Annotated in this window: 10 protein-coding genes and 1 pseudogene; 6 read left to right on the plus strand and 5 right to left on the minus strand. The window is 37.4% G+C overall.

Going from position 1 to position 17315, the window contains the following annotated elements; genetic code table 11:
• Positions 1-129: 129 nt before the first annotated feature.
• From ACJ004_RS04915 to ACJ004_RS04925, 3 genes are all read left to right on the plus strand, one after another.
• A complete protein-coding gene (locus ACJ004_RS04915; protein ID WP_410891475.1) occupies positions 130-1530 on the plus strand; it encodes an FMN-binding glutamate synthase family protein in 1401 nt (466 codons plus the stop codon).
• 255 nt (positions 1531-1785) lie between these two features.
• On the plus strand, positions 1786-4539 hold the full coding sequence (locus tag ACJ004_RS04920) for a bifunctional YncE family protein/alkaline phosphatase family protein (RefSeq protein WP_410891477.1): 2754 nt from the start codon (positions 1786-1788) through the stop codon (positions 4537-4539).
• Between the two features lie 153 nt (positions 4540-4692).
• Complete coding sequence (locus ACJ004_RS04925) at positions 4693-7779, plus strand: efflux RND transporter permease subunit (protein ID WP_410891478.1); 3087 nt, start codon at positions 4693-4695, stop codon at positions 7777-7779.
• Between the two features lie 120 nt (positions 7780-7899).
• Here the strand turns inward: ACJ004_RS04925 and ACJ004_RS04930 are convergent, their stop codons facing one another.
• Both ACJ004_RS04930 and ACJ004_RS04935 read right to left on the minus strand, forming a co-directional pair.
• Positions 7900-8073 carry a hypothetical protein gene (locus ACJ004_RS04930; protein ID WP_410891479.1) on the minus strand — a complete coding sequence of 58 codons (174 nt, stop codon included), beginning with the start codon at positions 8071-8073 and terminating at the stop codon, positions 7900-7902.
• 97 nt (positions 8074-8170) lie between these two features.
• Positions 8171-8499: pseudogene (locus ACJ004_RS04935) on the minus strand (MFS transporter); the annotation flags it as partial.
• 182 nt (positions 8500-8681) lie between these two features.
• Between ACJ004_RS04935 and ACJ004_RS04940 the strand changes: the two are divergent.
• The 3 genes from ACJ004_RS04940 (at position 8682) to sstT (ending at position 14402) form a co-directional block, all read left to right on the plus strand.
• Entirely contained in the window at positions 8682-10091 is a 1410-nt protein-coding gene (locus tag ACJ004_RS04940) for a phospholipase D-like domain-containing protein (protein WP_410891480.1), read from the plus strand.
• A gap of 367 nt (positions 10092-10458) precedes the next feature.
• The gene (helD, locus tag ACJ004_RS04945; RefSeq protein WP_410891481.1) at positions 10459-12768 is read left to right on the plus strand and encodes an RNA polymerase recycling motor HelD; all 2310 of its coding nucleotides are present in this window, start codon (positions 10459-10461) and stop codon (positions 12766-12768) included.
• Between the two features lie 395 nt (positions 12769-13163).
• Positions 13164-14402 carry a serine/threonine transporter SstT gene (gene sstT, locus ACJ004_RS04950; protein ID WP_410891483.1) on the plus strand — a complete coding sequence of 413 codons (1239 nt, stop codon included), beginning with the start codon at positions 13164-13166 and terminating at the stop codon, positions 14400-14402.
• 67 nt (positions 14403-14469) lie between these two features.
• Here sstT and ACJ004_RS04955 read toward each other — a convergent pair whose 3' ends face one another.
• The 3 genes from ACJ004_RS04955 to ACJ004_RS04965 all read right to left on the minus strand — a co-directional run bounded on the left by ACJ004_RS04955 (position 14470) and on the right by ACJ004_RS04965 (position 17183).
• Positions 14470-15336: a nuclease-related domain-containing protein gene (locus tag ACJ004_RS04955; protein ID WP_410891485.1), complete on the minus strand. Its 867-nt coding sequence runs from the start codon at positions 15334-15336 to the stop codon at positions 14470-14472.
• A gap of 35 nt (positions 15337-15371) precedes the next feature.
• Positions 15372-15800 carry a hypothetical protein gene (locus ACJ004_RS04960; RefSeq protein ID WP_410891486.1) on the minus strand — a complete coding sequence of 143 codons (429 nt, stop codon included), beginning with the start codon at positions 15798-15800 and terminating at the stop codon, positions 15372-15374.
• A gap of 297 nt (positions 15801-16097) precedes the next feature.
• Positions 16098-17183 carry a hypothetical protein gene (locus ACJ004_RS04965; RefSeq protein ID WP_410891487.1) on the minus strand — a complete coding sequence of 362 codons (1086 nt, stop codon included), beginning with the start codon at positions 17181-17183 and terminating at the stop codon, positions 16098-16100.
• Between the last annotated feature and the right edge of the window lie 132 nt (positions 17184-17315).

Genomic DNA, 17315 nt, shown 5'->3' on the forward strand with positions numbered 1-17315 from the left:
AAAGTTCATCATATCTAGGGACCTTTACCATCATAAAATTCTTATTCTTTCTTACTGACTCTTATGAACCTTTTCATGAAAAGTAATAAAATTCTGTGATCCATTTTCTGTAATTTTGGAGAAGTGACTATGGCAAACATTTTATTTTATTTGACTTTTGCAATGATGTCCCTATTATTTGTAGTGTTTATATTCATGCACGTTGGTTGGCGCTGGATTTTGAAACTAATAGTGAAAAAGGCTGGAAAAATCATTTTAACTGACAGTTATCAAGAAAATATTATGGAACTGATACCAGGCCTTCGGCATATGGGCATTCAAAATATGCTAGAAAATAGTTTGCGTGCAGAAACTGGAACTGTTCTTTTTCGCCCGCTTGGCGGCTCATCAAAAAAATGGCCGCATTTGGATCCAATTACCTTTATTCCTGCCCAAACATCACCGTTTCCCATTGATGGGGAAGAAGAAGTAGATGTATCCGTTACGATTGGACCAAAGGCGAAAAAACCAATGGAAATAAAAATCCCACTTATGATCAGTGGAATGGGCTATGGGGTTTCACTAAGTGAACAAGCTAGGCTTTCTTTGGCGAAAGCAGCTAAAAAGACAGGAACTGCGATTAACTCTGGTCAAGGTGGAATTTTACCCGATGAATTAAACGCAGCAGGAAAGTATATTTTACAATTTTCTAAAACAGAATGGGCAAAGGAAGAACACTTGTTTACGCGTGCTGACATGATTGAAATTAAATTAGGACAGGGTGCTTTAGCAGGAATGGGCAAAAAAATCCCGCCACAAAGTTTAACAGGTCGTGCTCGTGAAGTAATGGGACTTAAGGAAAATGAGGAAGCGGTCATTTATGAAAACTTTAGTGAAGATCAAACATTAGTAGATTTAAAACTACTGGTGGAGAAACTTCGCGTAATATCAGGTGGAGTTCCAATTGGGGTGAAAATTGGGGCAGGAGGAAAAATTGAAGAAGACATTGATCATCTGATTTTTATGGGGGTTGATTTTATTGTCATTGACGGCGGACAAGCTGCCATGCACGGCGCCCCGCCTATTTTATATGATGACTTTGGAATCCCGACATTGCATGCGGTAGTTAGAGCTGTTAATCACTTAGAAAAAAGAAAGATGAAGGGAGAGATTAGTTTAATCGTTTCAGGAGGACTATTAGTCCCAGGACATTTTTTAAAAGTGCTTGCACTCGGAGCCGACGCTGTTTATTTAGGCTCTGCAATGTTGTTTGCTCTCGCACATGATCAAGTATTGAATGCACTTCCATTTGAACCGCCTACACAAGCTATATGGTATGACGGGAAGTTCAAGGATAAATTTAAGAGCGAAGATGGGGTAAAAACAGCGGAAAAATTCTTAACAGCTAGTACAGAAGAAATGAAAATGGCATTAAGAGCAATGGGAAAACGCTCTTTAAAAGAGTTGTCAAAAAAGGATTTAGTTTCCTATGATGTATCGACCGCTAAAATGATTGGAATTCCGTTTTCCTTTGAACCATGGGAAGAATAAAAAATGAAGTATGAAAAGAACCCGAATGATAAAATCGGGTTCTTTTCTTATTTTCGAAAAGATTTTTTGTCTAAACAGAAGATGAATGAAATATGGTACCAACTAACCGCATAGAAGAAAAGGAGAAATTAATTAGTCCTATAGTAATAGATAAATAGTCAGAATTTAATTTATTTCTAATTTACAATTTATCCATAGCAGCTTAATAAATCAGGAGTAATCTAAGACCGTATTAATAAAAGGGGAGTGAGAAAGATGTTAAAGAAATTTAAAAAGAAGAAAAGGCTGTTTGCCGGACTTACTTTAAGTACCATGCTATTAGGTTCAGCCGGGGTTTATGCTGCACAAGACGGTGCTTTTGGAAGCAATTTAGTGGGAGTACAAGCAGATGGTTCCGTTCAAACACCTGTTAACCAGTTGATTACACCAGCTGGAAAGCAAATTGAATTTGGCGGCAATCCGATTTCAGTAGCTGTTCATCCAAATGGAAAAACAGCTGCAACCATGGTTGGCCGAAACAATTACGGCGGCAAAGGTATCAACGTTGTGGATCTGGCAACAGGAAAAATGACTGTAACTGATTTCTCTCTTGGCCTTTCTTCTATGTGGGGATTAGCTTATTCTAAAGACGGAAGTCAGCTTTATGCTACTGGTTCGTCAGGCGGTAAAGGTAAGGTTGTGGTTATGTCTGTTGGTACAGACGGAAAACCTGCTATTCAAAAAACTTATACCCTTCCGAATGCAGCTGTTGGCGGAAATATCAACCCGCTTGATTTAACGGTTGGTCCTCAAGGTCAGCTATTAGTAGCTCTTAACCGTGATAACAGTCTTGGTGTGATTGATCCGCAAACAGGCGCTGTAACTGCCAAAATCGCAGTAGAAAATGCCCCTACAAGTGTTTTAGTTGATGGCAATACGGCTTACGTTACAAACCAAGGCGGTAGAGTGGCGAAAGCTGGAGACACAACTGTTGATTCATCTGGAACTAAAGTGGTCGTAGACCCTAAAACAGGTGCAACAAATACAGGGACTGTGTCTGTAATTGACCTGACTTCGAACAAAGTTACAAAAACAATTGAAGTCGGCGTCCAGCCTGAACGTATGACTCAGTCCGGGCAATACATATTCGTAGCCAATACTAACAGTGATACTGTTTCAGTTATTGATACTAAGACGAATACTGTAGCTCAAACGATTGACATTGAACCATATCCTGATGCTGAAAAAGGTTCCGCACCGAACGCTGTCAAAGTAGTAGATAACAAATTAATGGTCAGCCTTGGCCGTGATAATGCAATTGCCGTATATGACTGGCAAGGTCCTGATAAGACTCCTGAACTTCAAGGACTCTTACCGACAGCCTGGTTCCCGGTTGATATCGCAGTGGATTCTGAAAATAAAAATTTAGTTGTTGCCAATGCGGATGGAATTGGGTCACGCGGACCAGCACGTGATTTAACGATTCAAGGGGTTAAGGTGACAGGACACTCCTCTTATGCCCAAATAGGATCTTTATCATTGGTTCCATTCCCAACAACTGAGGACCTTGCGAAAGGGACAAAGCAGGTATATGCGAATAACAACTGGTTTGGCTTAAAGAACTTGAATGCTGAGGCAAGAAACAATAAGAAGCCAGTTGCCATGCCTGAGCGTATCGGAGAGCCTTCAACTATTAAACACGTATTCTATATTATTAAAGAAAACCGTACCTATGACCAAGTGCTTGGCGACTTAGGAAAAGGGAATGGAGAAGTGGGCTTAACTCAGTTCCCAAGAAAGGTGACGCCAAACTTCCATAAATTTGCTGAAACCTATCCGCTGTTAGACAATTTCTATGTTTCTGGCATCCAGTCAGCAAGTGGACACCAATGGGTAATGCAAGGGACGAACACAGATTATGAAGATAAAGAAACGGATGCAGCTAACGTCCGCAGTTATCCAGGCGGTGCGGGGGATCCAATGGCCTATGCCCCTACAGGACATTTATGGGATCAAGCAATTAAACACGGTGTATCCGTTGAAAACTTCGGGGAAGATACAACAGGCTTCACAGGTTCAGCACCATTCGGTACTTGGACAGATTGGTATAACGATTACTTAATCCTTTCTGGACAAAAGAAAGGCGAGCTGCATGTTCCAATTGGAAACTATTCAGCAACATACGATATTCCATCACTTGGACCAATTACACATAAACCATACCCAACGTTTGATATGGGCATTCCTGACCAGTATCGTTTTGAAATTTTCAAGCAGCAGTTTGAAAAACACGTAAAAAATAATGATTTACCAGCCTTGAACACATTATGGGTGACGGATGACCACACTAATGGAGTTGCGACAGGATTCCCTACTCCTCAGGCAATGGTAGCGGACAATGACTTGGCTGTCGGTAAAATTGTTGATCTCATTTCACACAGCAAGTACTGGAAAGACTCCGTTATCATTATTACGGAAGATGATGCACAAAATGGATTGGACCACGTTGATGGTCACCGTGAACCTGCATTTGTCATTAGCCCTTGGGTGAAAAAAGGAATCACTTCCAGCCACTACTGGACGGTTATTAACATGGTTCGCAGTATTGAACAGATCTTAGGGCTTCCTCCAATGAACCAGAACGATGCGGCAGCGGAACCAATGAGCGAAATCTTTACAAATGAACCTGACTTTACACCATACGACGTCGAACAAAACCAAATTCCGCTTGATACGTTAAACGGCCCGACAACTTCAAATACGGCTGCACTTGCGAATACAACAAACGTAACACCGGAGGCAAAGGAATTATCAAAGAAATGGACAGAATGGTCCAACAAAAACAAGGGTAAGTTAACTGGCAAACATGCCACTCCGGATTTAACGAATGCCAATATGCTTAATCATGCTGTTTGGTACGCAACAGAAGGCTTTGATAAGCCATATCCAGGTGATAAAAAGGTCCATACACCAGATGAGGTAGAAAAGCAGCCTGAAAGCTTTGCACCATCACCTGCTGACAATGACTAATCGTTTAAATCTACTATTCTAATGAAGTCGCGTTAAAGAAATAGAGACTGAAACAATAATAGCTATCCATAAGGGTAGCTATTGTTGTTAAAGGTGATTTGAATACATAAAAGAGGGGGACGGTTTCGGGCTTTCCTTGCCCGGATCAATTATATGAAACGATTAATAAATGAAACAATGAATCGTTCGATTCTCATTGTCACTTTGATTGTTCTTATACTAGTTTGGGGTGGAATGTCTGCCCGACAAATTCAACGGGACTACCTGCCGGAAATTAACAATTCAACCTTGTCGGTCACCGTTCGTGCAGATGAATATCAAGCGGAACAAGTAAAAGCAAAGATAACAGAACCGATCCAACAGGCAGTACGAGTAGTTGACCGTCTGGAGGATGTAGAAACAAACTCCTTTAATGGCGGGGCATTGGTAAGTCTGAACTTTCCCATGAATTATGATATGGAGCAAGCGGAGGAACAAGTTTCAAAAGCCTTGGAAACTATTACACTACCTGCTGGTATTGAAAAACCGCTAGTAACTCGTCTTAGTACCCATTCCATGCCAATTATAAGAATGAGTTTGATGAGTTCTTCGGAAAATATTACGGAAAATATGCTCCGAACTGCTATCCAAGAAGATTTCGTCAATCGATTAAAGACCGTGCCAGGGGTTAAAGATGTACGAGTATCCGGAGGTGGTACTGCCGGTTATGCCGTTAACCTGCGAATGGCAGATTTAAAAAAAGCAGGTCTAACAGTAAATGACGTAAAACAATCCCTCGAAGAAAACTATACAACTGGAATAGAGGGAAAGGTATCTAACAACCAGGTTTCTATTCCTGTCCAAGTGTCGGGTTGGATATTAAATCAACAAGATCTGCTCCATTTACCTATTCATCACGGAGAAGGAAAAACATTACCACTTTCTGAAGTGGCGGATATATCAAACTCTATTGTGAACCTGGAGACGATTTCAAGAACCGACGGGAAACCTAGCGTTCTACTAGATGTGTTGAAAACCCCATCATCTAATATTACAGAGGTATCGGATCGAATTAAGAGCAAAATCAATGAAATTCCTGCATTAAAGAATAAGGATATTCAAGTTTCCATCCTTTTTGATCAAGGAGAACAGGTCAATGCGTCTCTAAAAGGACTTATTAAAGAGGGGATATTAGGCTGTTTATTTTCGATGATTTGTGTTTTTCTGTTTTTTCGTAAAGTCCGTTCTACCTTATTAATTGCTATTTCCCTGCCAATCTGTCTATTAGCAACAACTGGTTTATTAAAAACGATGGGGATCAGTCTCAATCTTCTTACCGTGTCAGGACTTATCGTTGCCATGGGCAGGGTAGTCGATGATTCGATCGTTATCCTCGATAATATGAACCGGAAAGTAAATGAAGGACAAGAGAAAATCAGTATTCCATTGTTAACACGAGCAGTGAGTGAAATGATTCCAGCGATTGTTTCCTCAACCGCCACCACAGTTGCTGTCTATGTTCCGATCGCCCTTATCGGCGGGTCGGTAAGCTCAGCATTTTCAGGATTTGCTTGGTCTGTGGTAATTGCACTGATTATTTCACTATTTGTTTCCATTTTGGTTGTTCCAGCTCTTTATCACCTTTTTTGGAAAGGAAAACCTATCTCGGGCGGTGATAAAATAGAGCCTTTTGCCCTGAAAATAATTACTTGGGTTTTTGGACGCAAGAAAAAAGTGGTTTTTGCCTTTCTTGGCTTATTTTTAGTAACATCGGTTGGAGCTGCTTTCCTGCCCGTGAATTTTTTACCTGCGTCCATGAACAAGGGCCAAATCGCTATACAGGTTGAAATGCCGCAAAATACTTCCTTAACAGAAATTGATGCAGAAGTGAAGAGATTGGAAGGGTTGCTGGAAACGAATTCTAAAGTTGATTCATTGTCTTCCGGTTTAGGCTCATCTTTTACGCCTCAATCGGATGATGTATTTGATGCAGGCGGTGGATGGCTTCAGAAACCGAATATCGCCAATTTGTCCATAAAAGTAAAGGAAGGTACTGACATTGATGCGTTTATTAAGAGTCTACAGAAACAATTAAATGCTTTGCCAAACAAAGCTGTCTATGCTGTTTCAAATCAAAACATTGCAGGCGATGATTCCCAATTAAAGATTAATCTTACGGGATCAGATAGCCAAACGCTTGAAGCAATGGCTCAAACGATGCGAAACGAGCTTAAACTCGTTCCTGGACTATCCGTACAGGGGATTGCGGATAATGACGATCAGATCACTCAGTATCAGATTACGCTTAACCGCAAGGGGATCGATCATTATGGAATTAAGCTGGACGATGTGATCAATCGAATTCAGCAATATACTGCTGAGGGATTAAAAGGGTCGATTTCGATTAATCAAAATACCTTTCCAATTGTCATTCATACGGATAAACAAAAGGGCAGCACCAAGGATATTTTTACTTTAATGGGCGGGGAGACCTTCCAGACTAACGAAAGACAAAATGTGACATTGGATCAGCTCGCAGTATTAGAGCCAACAGGTTCATCCGTGATTCAAGAAAAGGGTGGACAACCGTACGCTGTGATTACCGCAAACATCATTTCAAGTGATATCGGGCAAGTGACGAAACAAGTCAAAAGTGCCCTTGGGAAAATACCGCTGCCAGAGGGTATCCATTATTCCTTTGCAGGTGCACCACAGCAGGTATATGAAATGATTTATGAAATGGCGATTGCTTTATTCTTTTCCGTTTTACTTGTTCTCTTAATCATAAGTTCTGTTTTTCGAGGTTGGCGAGCACCGTTTTCCGTTTTAATTTGTATTCCCTTAGCATTTATCGGTTCGGTTATTGGAATGTATATTTTTAGACTTGAATGGAATCTTGCAGCATTAGTAGGATTAATGATGTTAACGGGAATCGTCGTTACAAATGGGATTGTTCTTGTTGATAAAATTGAAAGAAATCTTTCGGAAGGAATGGGACCAAAAGCGGCGATCCTTAGCGGAACTGCTACAAGGGTTAGACCCGTCTTAATGACAGCAGGAACGACTATTTTAACATTGCTGCCATTAGCTGTATCAAATAGCGGGGACACCATCATTTCACAAACACTTGGCGTCGTCGTGGTTGGAGGTATGATTAGTTCCACCCTTATTTGCCTTTTGGTCATCCCGATTATGTATGATTGGTTGACTAGAAAAGCTGCTGAAACGAGGAGCAATCAAGAGACTTCACTTTCCGCATAATATAAAAGGAGAACACATTTCAGGTAACCTGCGAATGTGTTCTCCTTTATTTGTCTACTAGTAATCTTATTAAGATCATAAAGTATAGGATTTTCCTTTCAAAATAAATTTTATCCAAGATTAATCCGTATATCTAACACCTTTTAAGATCATATCAACCTTTACCTTAGTATCTTGAACAATATTTTTTCGAAATTCCTTTGCCTTTTTAAAGGCTTCCATCATTCCTGATGCGATGATCTTAATTTCTCTAGTATCCACTGGTTCTTCTAGTAGAAAAATATATTCTTTCATGCTGCTTCACCTCACAAGTTGTAATTTTAATATAATTATATACGATAATGTAAGCGATTTCTATAACAATTTTGTGAACGTTTTCACTTGCTTTAAATTAGCTAGCAAGTTGTTTTGTTGTAGTACTATACATAAAGTTTCTTAGAAAATGGATACCGATCCCAATATTAACGATAAAAATCTTACTTATACGACGTATTGTGTACCCATTTCTGATATAAAAAATCTCTCTACAGTGAACTGCACCCCAATTGTTGTTCCTACGTTACATGCTGATATAAATAATCCATTAGCAAAACCAGGTGCTTCTGGAGCTGAAGACATAATCCAATATTGATTTATATATCCTCCTAATCCAGCTAAGATTCCCCAAACTAAGGTAATGATTAACATAGGAACGGAAAACTGACCAAATAGGAATAATATGAAGTTGGAAAGGGATTGACTTTTTCCATACCTAACCTAACTTATTGTTATTTATTACTTTGTTATTTATTCCTTTGTTATTTCATATTTTAAAAAATGTTGAACAAACTATTAACAATTATTATGGCGTTACATGTGTTTGAAAGGAGGTAAATTCGATAAAAAAGGTTAGGAGAGCGGTTATGATTATTCTTTTTTTTTATTTAATGTATATTACCATATTCGGCATTGTTATTTTTAAAGATAAACATCCGCAGGTTAGTAGTACCTATAAAGAGCAGCATAAAGTGGAAAGATTCTATGGAAATGAGGCGGCACAGGATCGCGTGATTCTACTGGAAGAAAAAACGTTTTCAGGGCTTGCCCGTGTTAACTTAATGGAAAATGCACAGGAGTCTATTGATGTCGCCTATTATGCGATTCATAAAGGATATATTACCGATTTATTATTAGGTATGATTTTGGATGCGGCCGATCGTGGCGTAAAGGTAAGGATTCTTTTGGATGGAATTTTCCATGGTCTTAGATTTAGTCTAAAAGATGTTCAATACGCCTTAATCAATCATCCAAATATCGAAATGAAATTTTATGAACCATTAAATCCTTTACTGCCTTGGACATGGAATAATCGACTCCATGATAAATTACTTATTATCGATCATAAGTATGCAGTTATCGGCGGCAGAAATATCGGGAATCGTTATTTTATTCAGGAAGGTGAAAAATCCCCTACGAATGACCGAGATGTTCTGATAATTAATACGGATCCCAAGACAAAGGAAGGCAGTGTTTTGAATCAAATGGAAGGCTACTTTAATCAAGTCTGGGACCATCCAATTACAAAGGTTCATTTTGATAAGCTATCCTCACGCCAACAAAAGAAAGCTAAAGAAGCCAATCAACAATTAAAACAGAAACTAGAGAATCTGAGAAAAACGGATAAAAAATTATTTAATAGTTATTATGATTGGGTGAAAATGTCCCTTCCTACCAAAAAGATCACCTTTATTCATAATCCTATACAAAGATTTAATAAAGAACCTTGGGCTTGGTATGATTTAACGAATCTCATGAAGAATTCGAAAAAGTCCATAGTCATCCAAAGCCCGTATGTTATTCCAACGAAACCTATGCTTCCTTATATGGATAAGTTACAAGTACCTCCGGAAAAGACAACGATTTTAACGAATTCGTTAGCATCGACAGCCAATGTTATGGCTTATTCAGGACATATTAAACATATTAACGGGATGGTAAAAAAGGGTGTGAATGTATTCGAATATCAGGGGCCTGACTCCATACATGCCAAAACATTTATCTTTGATGATCGATTGAGTGCCATTGGAGCATTTAATATGGATTCCAGGTCGGCGTTTTTAAATACCGAGTCCATGGTCGTCATTGATAGCTTGGAATTTACCGAAAGTCTCGAAAAGGAAATGAACCAGTATTTTAAAAAGAGCTTAAAGGTAGCAAAGGATGAATCGTATATAGAGGACCCAAACTTAAAACCAGGAAAAGTAAGTTGGGTTAAATCAATCAGTATAAAAGGACTATCCTATATAACGGGTTTATTCCAGCATTTATTATAAGGCTCCACTCAATAAACTCAGATAGGTATAGTTAAATTGCACTAAAAAAACAACAAACTTTTCGAATACAGCCTTAAATAAAAAAGGATTAATAAACATACAGCCAAAAAGTGTATCAATTAATTGCCAGAAACATGTAAAGACTTCTGAAGTTGAAAAACGTTAAAAAGCCATATATAAATTAAAAAATACATCTTATTTTCTCTAATGACCATCAATTATTGTATTTACTTTTATCAAATGGTAAAATATAACTTCATCGTGAATGAAAGCATCTGCAAAAATTTGTAGATGTTTCTTTTTGTCTAGGAATTTTCTAAAAGTTCAAAGGTTATTAAGTCGTATTGAGAGGTGACTGATTAAGCGAATGCGCCAGAAAAAAGGAAAATCAGTTCTTTATCATAAGGATTATCAAGCGGAAGTGGAACGCTTAGAGTTTACAAAGGAATATATTAAAAGCGTTTTAGAAATTTCAAAGGGAAACAAAGAACAATTTGTTGAGAATTTAAAAGAAGCCTTCGCTGACCTTGATACTTCAGATAGTAGTTTAAGCTATATGACCCTTCTGACTAACGCTCAATATTTAGAATTGGCCGAAACGGAATTGGAAAGGTTAACAAGCGTTATCGGGAAACCGTACTTTTCAAGAATTAACTTCACAAGCAGCGGGGATACCAACGAAGAGATTTTATATATTGGGAAAGCATCATTGTTTGACCGTGTAAATCAGATCCCCATTATTGTCGATTGGCGCTCGCCGATTGCCAATGTTTACTACGATGGCCGTTTAGGCGATGTTACGTATGAAGCCTATGGGGAAACGCAAAGTGGTTACTTATCTCTTAAGAGACAGTATGAAATCGAAGATGGAATACTAAAAGAAATTAGCGATATTGATTTAACCACACATGACGAATTATTGCAGAAATCCTTAGCAGGGAAAGCGGACAATCGCTTAACAGAAATTGTCGCAACCATCCAAAATGAGCAAAATGAAGTAATTAGAGCATCTCTTAAACACCCCATTATCGTTCAAGGAGCAGCTGGAAGTGGAAAAACAACCATTGCGCTCCATCGAATTTCTTATTTTCTTTACTCGTCCGGATATCGGTTTCCTCCAGAAAAATTAATGATTCTTGCACCCAATCGATTGTTTATTGATTATATTTCCGCCGTTCTGCCTGATTTAGGGGTAAACAAGATCAAACAAACCACCTATATTGATTTTATGAGAGATTGTTTAGGGAAGAAAATCAAATTAATATCTCCTACTTCCAAATTAATGGCCCTTATTAGAGGGGAAGTCAAAACCAAATGGATTCAATGGGTTTCTAGTTATAAAGGATCCCTGGAATTTAAGGAGATAATCGATGGTTTTTTGAAAGAAATTGAATTAAATTTGTCACCTTCAGAGGATTTTAACGTGGAAAAATACCTGCTGATGAAGGGAAAAAAAATCAAAAGACTTTATTTAAGAGAATTTCAATACCTACCGATTTATAAAAGATTGGATAAGATCAAAAATATATTAGCCAATGATTTAAGAATAAAAAAATCCATCATTCTATCCAAAATTAATCATAAATATGATGAAGCCTTAGAAAAAGCCCTTTATAACAACAGGATGGATCCTGTAAAAAGAAGGGAAAAAGTTGTCACCATTATGGATACTAAAGAAACTAGACTTAGTACGGTGGAGCAAGAGTCGAAGGTAGTGATCAAACAATATATGGATTCTTTTGTTACGAAGGATATTTTTACGCTATATAAGGAACTGATGACTTCTCATGAACTTTTACAAAGGTATTCATCTACTTTATCGGAGATAGAATCTATGAAGTTAAGTACCTATTGTCAAAAGGTTTTTGCCAAAAATGCGCTAGAGCTTGAGGATTTGGCTCCATTATTCTATATGAAGGCAAAACTAGAAGGCATCGAAGAACCCTATAAAATGAAAAGTATCTTTATTGATGAGGCCCAAGACTTTAGTTATTTCCAATTTGCCGCACTAAAAGAAGGTTTCGAAACTGATTTGTTTACGATCGTGGGCGATTTAGCGCAAGGCATTCATTCTTATCGAGGGTTAAACAGTTGGGAACCATTGGTTAAGGACATTTTCCCCGACGCCAATTATAAAACGTTACAAAAGAGTTACCGAACGACGGTTGAGATCATGCATTTAGCCAATGAGATTCTTTCGATTATGGATAAAGACATGCCAAAAGTACAACCAGTCATACGGCATGGTGACAAACCATCTTTTACGAAAATTGACCCCACTAATTTAGATCAGGTAAAAGAGGTCCTTGAACAGGATATTTTGTTACTTAAAGAGGAAGACCTTAACTCGATTGCCATCATTGGGAGAACTGACCGAGAGTGCATAAGAATCCATCAAATGCTAGAAAATAGCAATCTGCCAATTCAGCTATTAGAAGAAAAACAAGATATGAAAAAGGGGAGCGTTGTCATCTTGCCTTCCTACCTTTCCAAAGGATTGGAGTTTGACGCCGTTCTTATTGTTACTTTGGAAGAATCGTACTCAAAAGAAGAATTAGATATCAAATTGTTGTATGTGGCCATGACTCGACCGATGCATAAATTATTTTTATATGGGGATTCCCCAGCTCAATTATTATTAGATAAAGTTACATCCGGCCATTTTGATAGTAAATGAAAAAAGACTGCCACAGAAGATCGTTGAGCGACGATCGATTGTGGCAGTTTTTTTATATAGTATTTGTTACAGCTATCTTTCATAAAAGAATAGTAATAAATTATATGATGGAGACATAACAGCCCAATGATATATACATATTTCTCAATATTCATTATATTTAAATTAATAATAATGTTATTGTAAAATATCTAAATATTCTTTATAATAATATTTGTTACAATTATTAGTATAGTTGAAAAGGTGGAGAGCACTGGGATGGGTAATCCACCGTAGAAGTACCTCGTTCTTATCTCTATTTTATTAGAAAGACCTGTATTGGAATCGGCTGAAATTAGGATAACTAATTTGGCTACGGTAAGTTGGACTTATATCATATACAAGGGGGACTATCTTTGAAAAATCTATGGAAAAAATGGAATCAAATGAGTCTGGTAAAACAAATCATCATCGGTTTGATTATTGGTATTATCTTAGCTGTGACGATTCCGGATGTCGCTAAACCAGTGGTCATTTTAGGCTCATTGTTTGTAGGTGCGTTGAAAGCTATTGCGCCTATATTGGTCCTCTTCTTGGTTATGTCGGCCATCGCGCAACACAAAAGTGGTCACCAAACGAATATGAAATCGGTTATCATCCTATACCTTTTAGGAACTTTCTTAGCTGGACTTATCGCCGTTATTGTCAGCTATATTTTTCCTGTAAGTATCACACTTACAAAGGGCACTGAGGATTTGGCGGCTCCTGGCGGTGTTGTAGAGGTTCTCAAATCCTTACTGCTCAACGTCGTTGATAACCCAGTTAAAGCCATTTATAATGCGAACTATATCGGTATTTTAGCTTGGGCGATTGTTCTTGGAGTTGCTTTGAAAAATGCCCCTGCTACGACTAAAACAATGATTTCTAATTTTTCAGATGCCGTTTCCAAGATGGTTACATGGGTTATAAAATTCGCACCATTAGGAATCATGGGTCTAGTCATCGATTCTATTACGACAAATGGAATTGATTCTTTACTAAGCTATGGAAAATTACTGGCCGTCTTAATTGGCTGTATGGTATTTGTTGCTCTTGTTGTGAATCCAATCATGGTGTACGTAGCTATACGTCAAAACCCATATCCACTTGTATTTAAGTGCTTAAAGGAAAGTGCCATTACTGCATTCTTTACACGCAGTTCAGCTTCAAATATTCCCGTGAATATGAAGTTATGTGAGAAACTAGGTTTGGATAAGGATACTTATTCCGTTTCCATTCCATTAGGCGCAACGATCAATATGGCTGGTGCAGCTGTGACTATTTCTGTTTTGACACTTGCAGCAGTTCATACACTAGGTATTGATGTAGATATACCTACAGCCATCATCCTTAGCGTATTGTCAGCAATCTGTGCTTGCGGTGCTTCAGGAGTTGCCGGCGGTTCCTTATTGCTAATTCCTTTAGCATGTAGTCTATTTGGAATCCCAGCTGACGTTGCGATGCAAGTAGTTGGAGTAGGCTTTATTATCGGTGTGTTACAAGACTCTTTTGAAACGGCCCTTAACTCATCAACAGACGTGCTGTTCACAGCCACTGCTGAATTTAAGAAGTGGCGTAAAGAAGGAAAAAAGATCGATATCCAAAAAGCATCATAAAGAAAAAAGAAGCCCACTATCTGTGATAGTGGGTTTTCTTATCCAGCTCTCAAAAATTCTTCCAAACTTAAATATAATTAGCGTTTTCGATAAGATGCTTGATATTTTGCAGCTGAAAAGCTCCGTATATTCTATTTTTAGATGTAAGCTCATTTAGAAAAAAACGTTGTAATTGCTCTGGGTTCGAAACCCGTTTTACTAAGCTGTTATCCGACCAATCATGGACCTCTTTTTCGTCGTCATTAAAAAATACCACGGTGTTAATCCATGTTGTAACATCTTGATCTTTTAAATAATTGGAAAGGATGATGGCTGTCTCTTGCACTTGGTTAATTGGATTTTCATACGTCTTTACAGTTAATGCTCCCGACTCATCATTATCAAATACAACCGTTTCCTCTTTTTCTCTGTCTACTAACTCTGCTAAAAAAGAAAACTTATGGCTGCCCATTTTAGTTAATCCTAGTACGATGTGACCTTTCCAGGGTTTTGTTTCGATTACATATATACCGGTTGATAAAAGGACAAGGTGATCAATCTGCCGTGTACCGTTTATCTCAGGAATAAAAATGTTCGGCATAATAATCATTTCATCAGGGGAGATCAGTGTTTTTCTAATTATATCCGCTTTAAAATTTTCTAGGATCTGATGGGTTATGATTTCCTCACCGTTTCGATAATTTTTCCGGATCTCTTCATTTTCGATCATCAGTCTTTCCATTTCACGTTTGTATGATTCGGACAAAAGATTTACATTTTCATCGAAGTTTGCTGCTGCCGTTTCCAACGAAGCCTTTTGTAATTCTTTCATCGCTTCTAATTCTTGGAAATGATTGTTTCTCATTTCTTTTTGTTTAGCCTTTTCCTTTTTTACGATATAAGCTAACCAACCGACAGACGCAGCAAGTAACATGCAAATAATTAACCAGGTCATTTAATTTCTCCTTGTATATCAGATATTCTATTTGTTTAATAGCTTTTTAGTAGATTTTTATCGATTTCACGGACTGTATCATAGGAATTTACTAGTCTCTTAGGTACCAAGGTTCTCCCATAATCCCAAGCATTCGTTTCTATTGTAGCTAGAAGCTGTGCTTTTTCGTCATCCTCACCATATAGTATAGTCCTTAAATCATGTTTGTTTTTTTTAAAATCTATATAATAACCAAGCTGACGATAGAGAATAAGTTTCACACAGTCCACATCTGTCTCTTTAATTTTATACTTGATATTTGCTATGTATCCATTCACTTTTAAGTAGTTAAATTTAATCGTATTTGTCGATACGTTAAAACTCATCGGTGAAGGGAGGCTATTGTTAATTTCATATTCCATATTTAATTTCAATTCATTCAATATATCTTCAATTATTTTCTCAATATCCCGTATATAAAGCATCTTTTTGATCACTACCTTTCAAAATCTTCTACCTTTATTTTTAAGAAATGAAAGTGGAAAGTAAATCCATCTATTTTCCTTTAGACTTTTATCCTATCACATTTTACCAAATTTAAAAGGAATGAACCCTGCTAAATACAAGGCCCATTCCAAGTAAGATATTATCAAGTTCTTTGGGACCAGTCCAGCTAGTTATTTTGGCATCTTTCGTATGGCTGAACTGGTTTATCCGGGAAAAAGCTTATGATAAAAAATGGAACAAGCTGTGTGAGGATCATAAAAAACTTAATTTTGGTTTCATTTAGAATATTTTCGTAAAAACTTTTCCAATGTGGAGAAGAGATCTGCAAGATCATTTTCAATATTTTCAAGAGCTGTTTTTTGAGAAGTTTCTTTTGTGGATAAAGGAATGTCTTGAGCAATTTCAGCATCTTCAACAGTTATATATTGCGAAGTTCCCATTATGGATAAAGCTATCGCTCGATCAATTTCATTATCTTCAACAGCTGTATCTTGCCAAGTTCCCATTGTGGATAAAGCAATCGATCGATCACTTTCTGTATCTTCAACTACTTTATCTTCCCAAGTTCCCATTGTGGATAAAGGAATCGATAGATCACTTTCAGAAGCTTCAACTGCTGTATCTTGCCAAGTTCCCATTGTAGATAAAAGAATCGATCGATCACTTTCAGCATCATTAACAACTGTTTCTTGTAAAGTTTCCTCTGTGGATAATGGATACGCTAGAGCCATTTCAACCTCATCAACAACTGTTGCTTGTGAAGTTTCCTTTGTGGATAATGGATACGCTAGAGTCATTTCAGCATTCTCAACAGTTGTTTTTTGTGAAGTTCTCTTTTTGCTAGTTTCGGTCTTATTCTTTTTATTTTGTCTGTCATCGTTTGATTTTTCGACTTTGTGATGTGACTGTTGTGTATCGGATTTCTCTTTAACCCTTTCAATTTTTAATCCATAACTAATACTTTTAATGTGGTTCATGGAAAGGCGCACGATTTCCTGATTATTGATCAAAAAAACATAATCTTTATTTACCTCAGTGAGTACGCCCTCTAACTTCTCAGGACCTCCACGATTAATTTTAATCCATTTAAATTTCAAAGAATCAAGTAGGTCTTGGAAATTAGAAGCTTTTATAAATTTGAAATCTTTTGGAACCTTAATGTTAAATTCCATATGATCCTTCGTGTTATCAGTAAAACTTTTAATATGTTTAGTGTTGTAGTAAACGACCCCATCATCTTCCGTGAGAAGGACCAAAAGATCGTCACTTGCATCCATTACCATCCCAATTTTGGATTCTGGTCCTCCTCTATCAACCTTGATTACTTTACCTATAAAACATTTCATGATGTCTTTATCCATAAAATTTCTCCCCTTTAAATTAAATAATTATATATTTACACTGCATCTATATGTATCACGGGAGGATGTTGTCCTAATAAAAAGGCCTGTTTATTTAACTTAAGAGAAAATTAGGTAAGCTTTTAAAGAATA

The sequence above is a fragment of the Neobacillus sp. 204 genome (assembly GCF_046562815.1).
GTDB lineage: Bacteria > Bacillota > Bacilli > Bacillales > Cytobacillaceae > Neobacillus.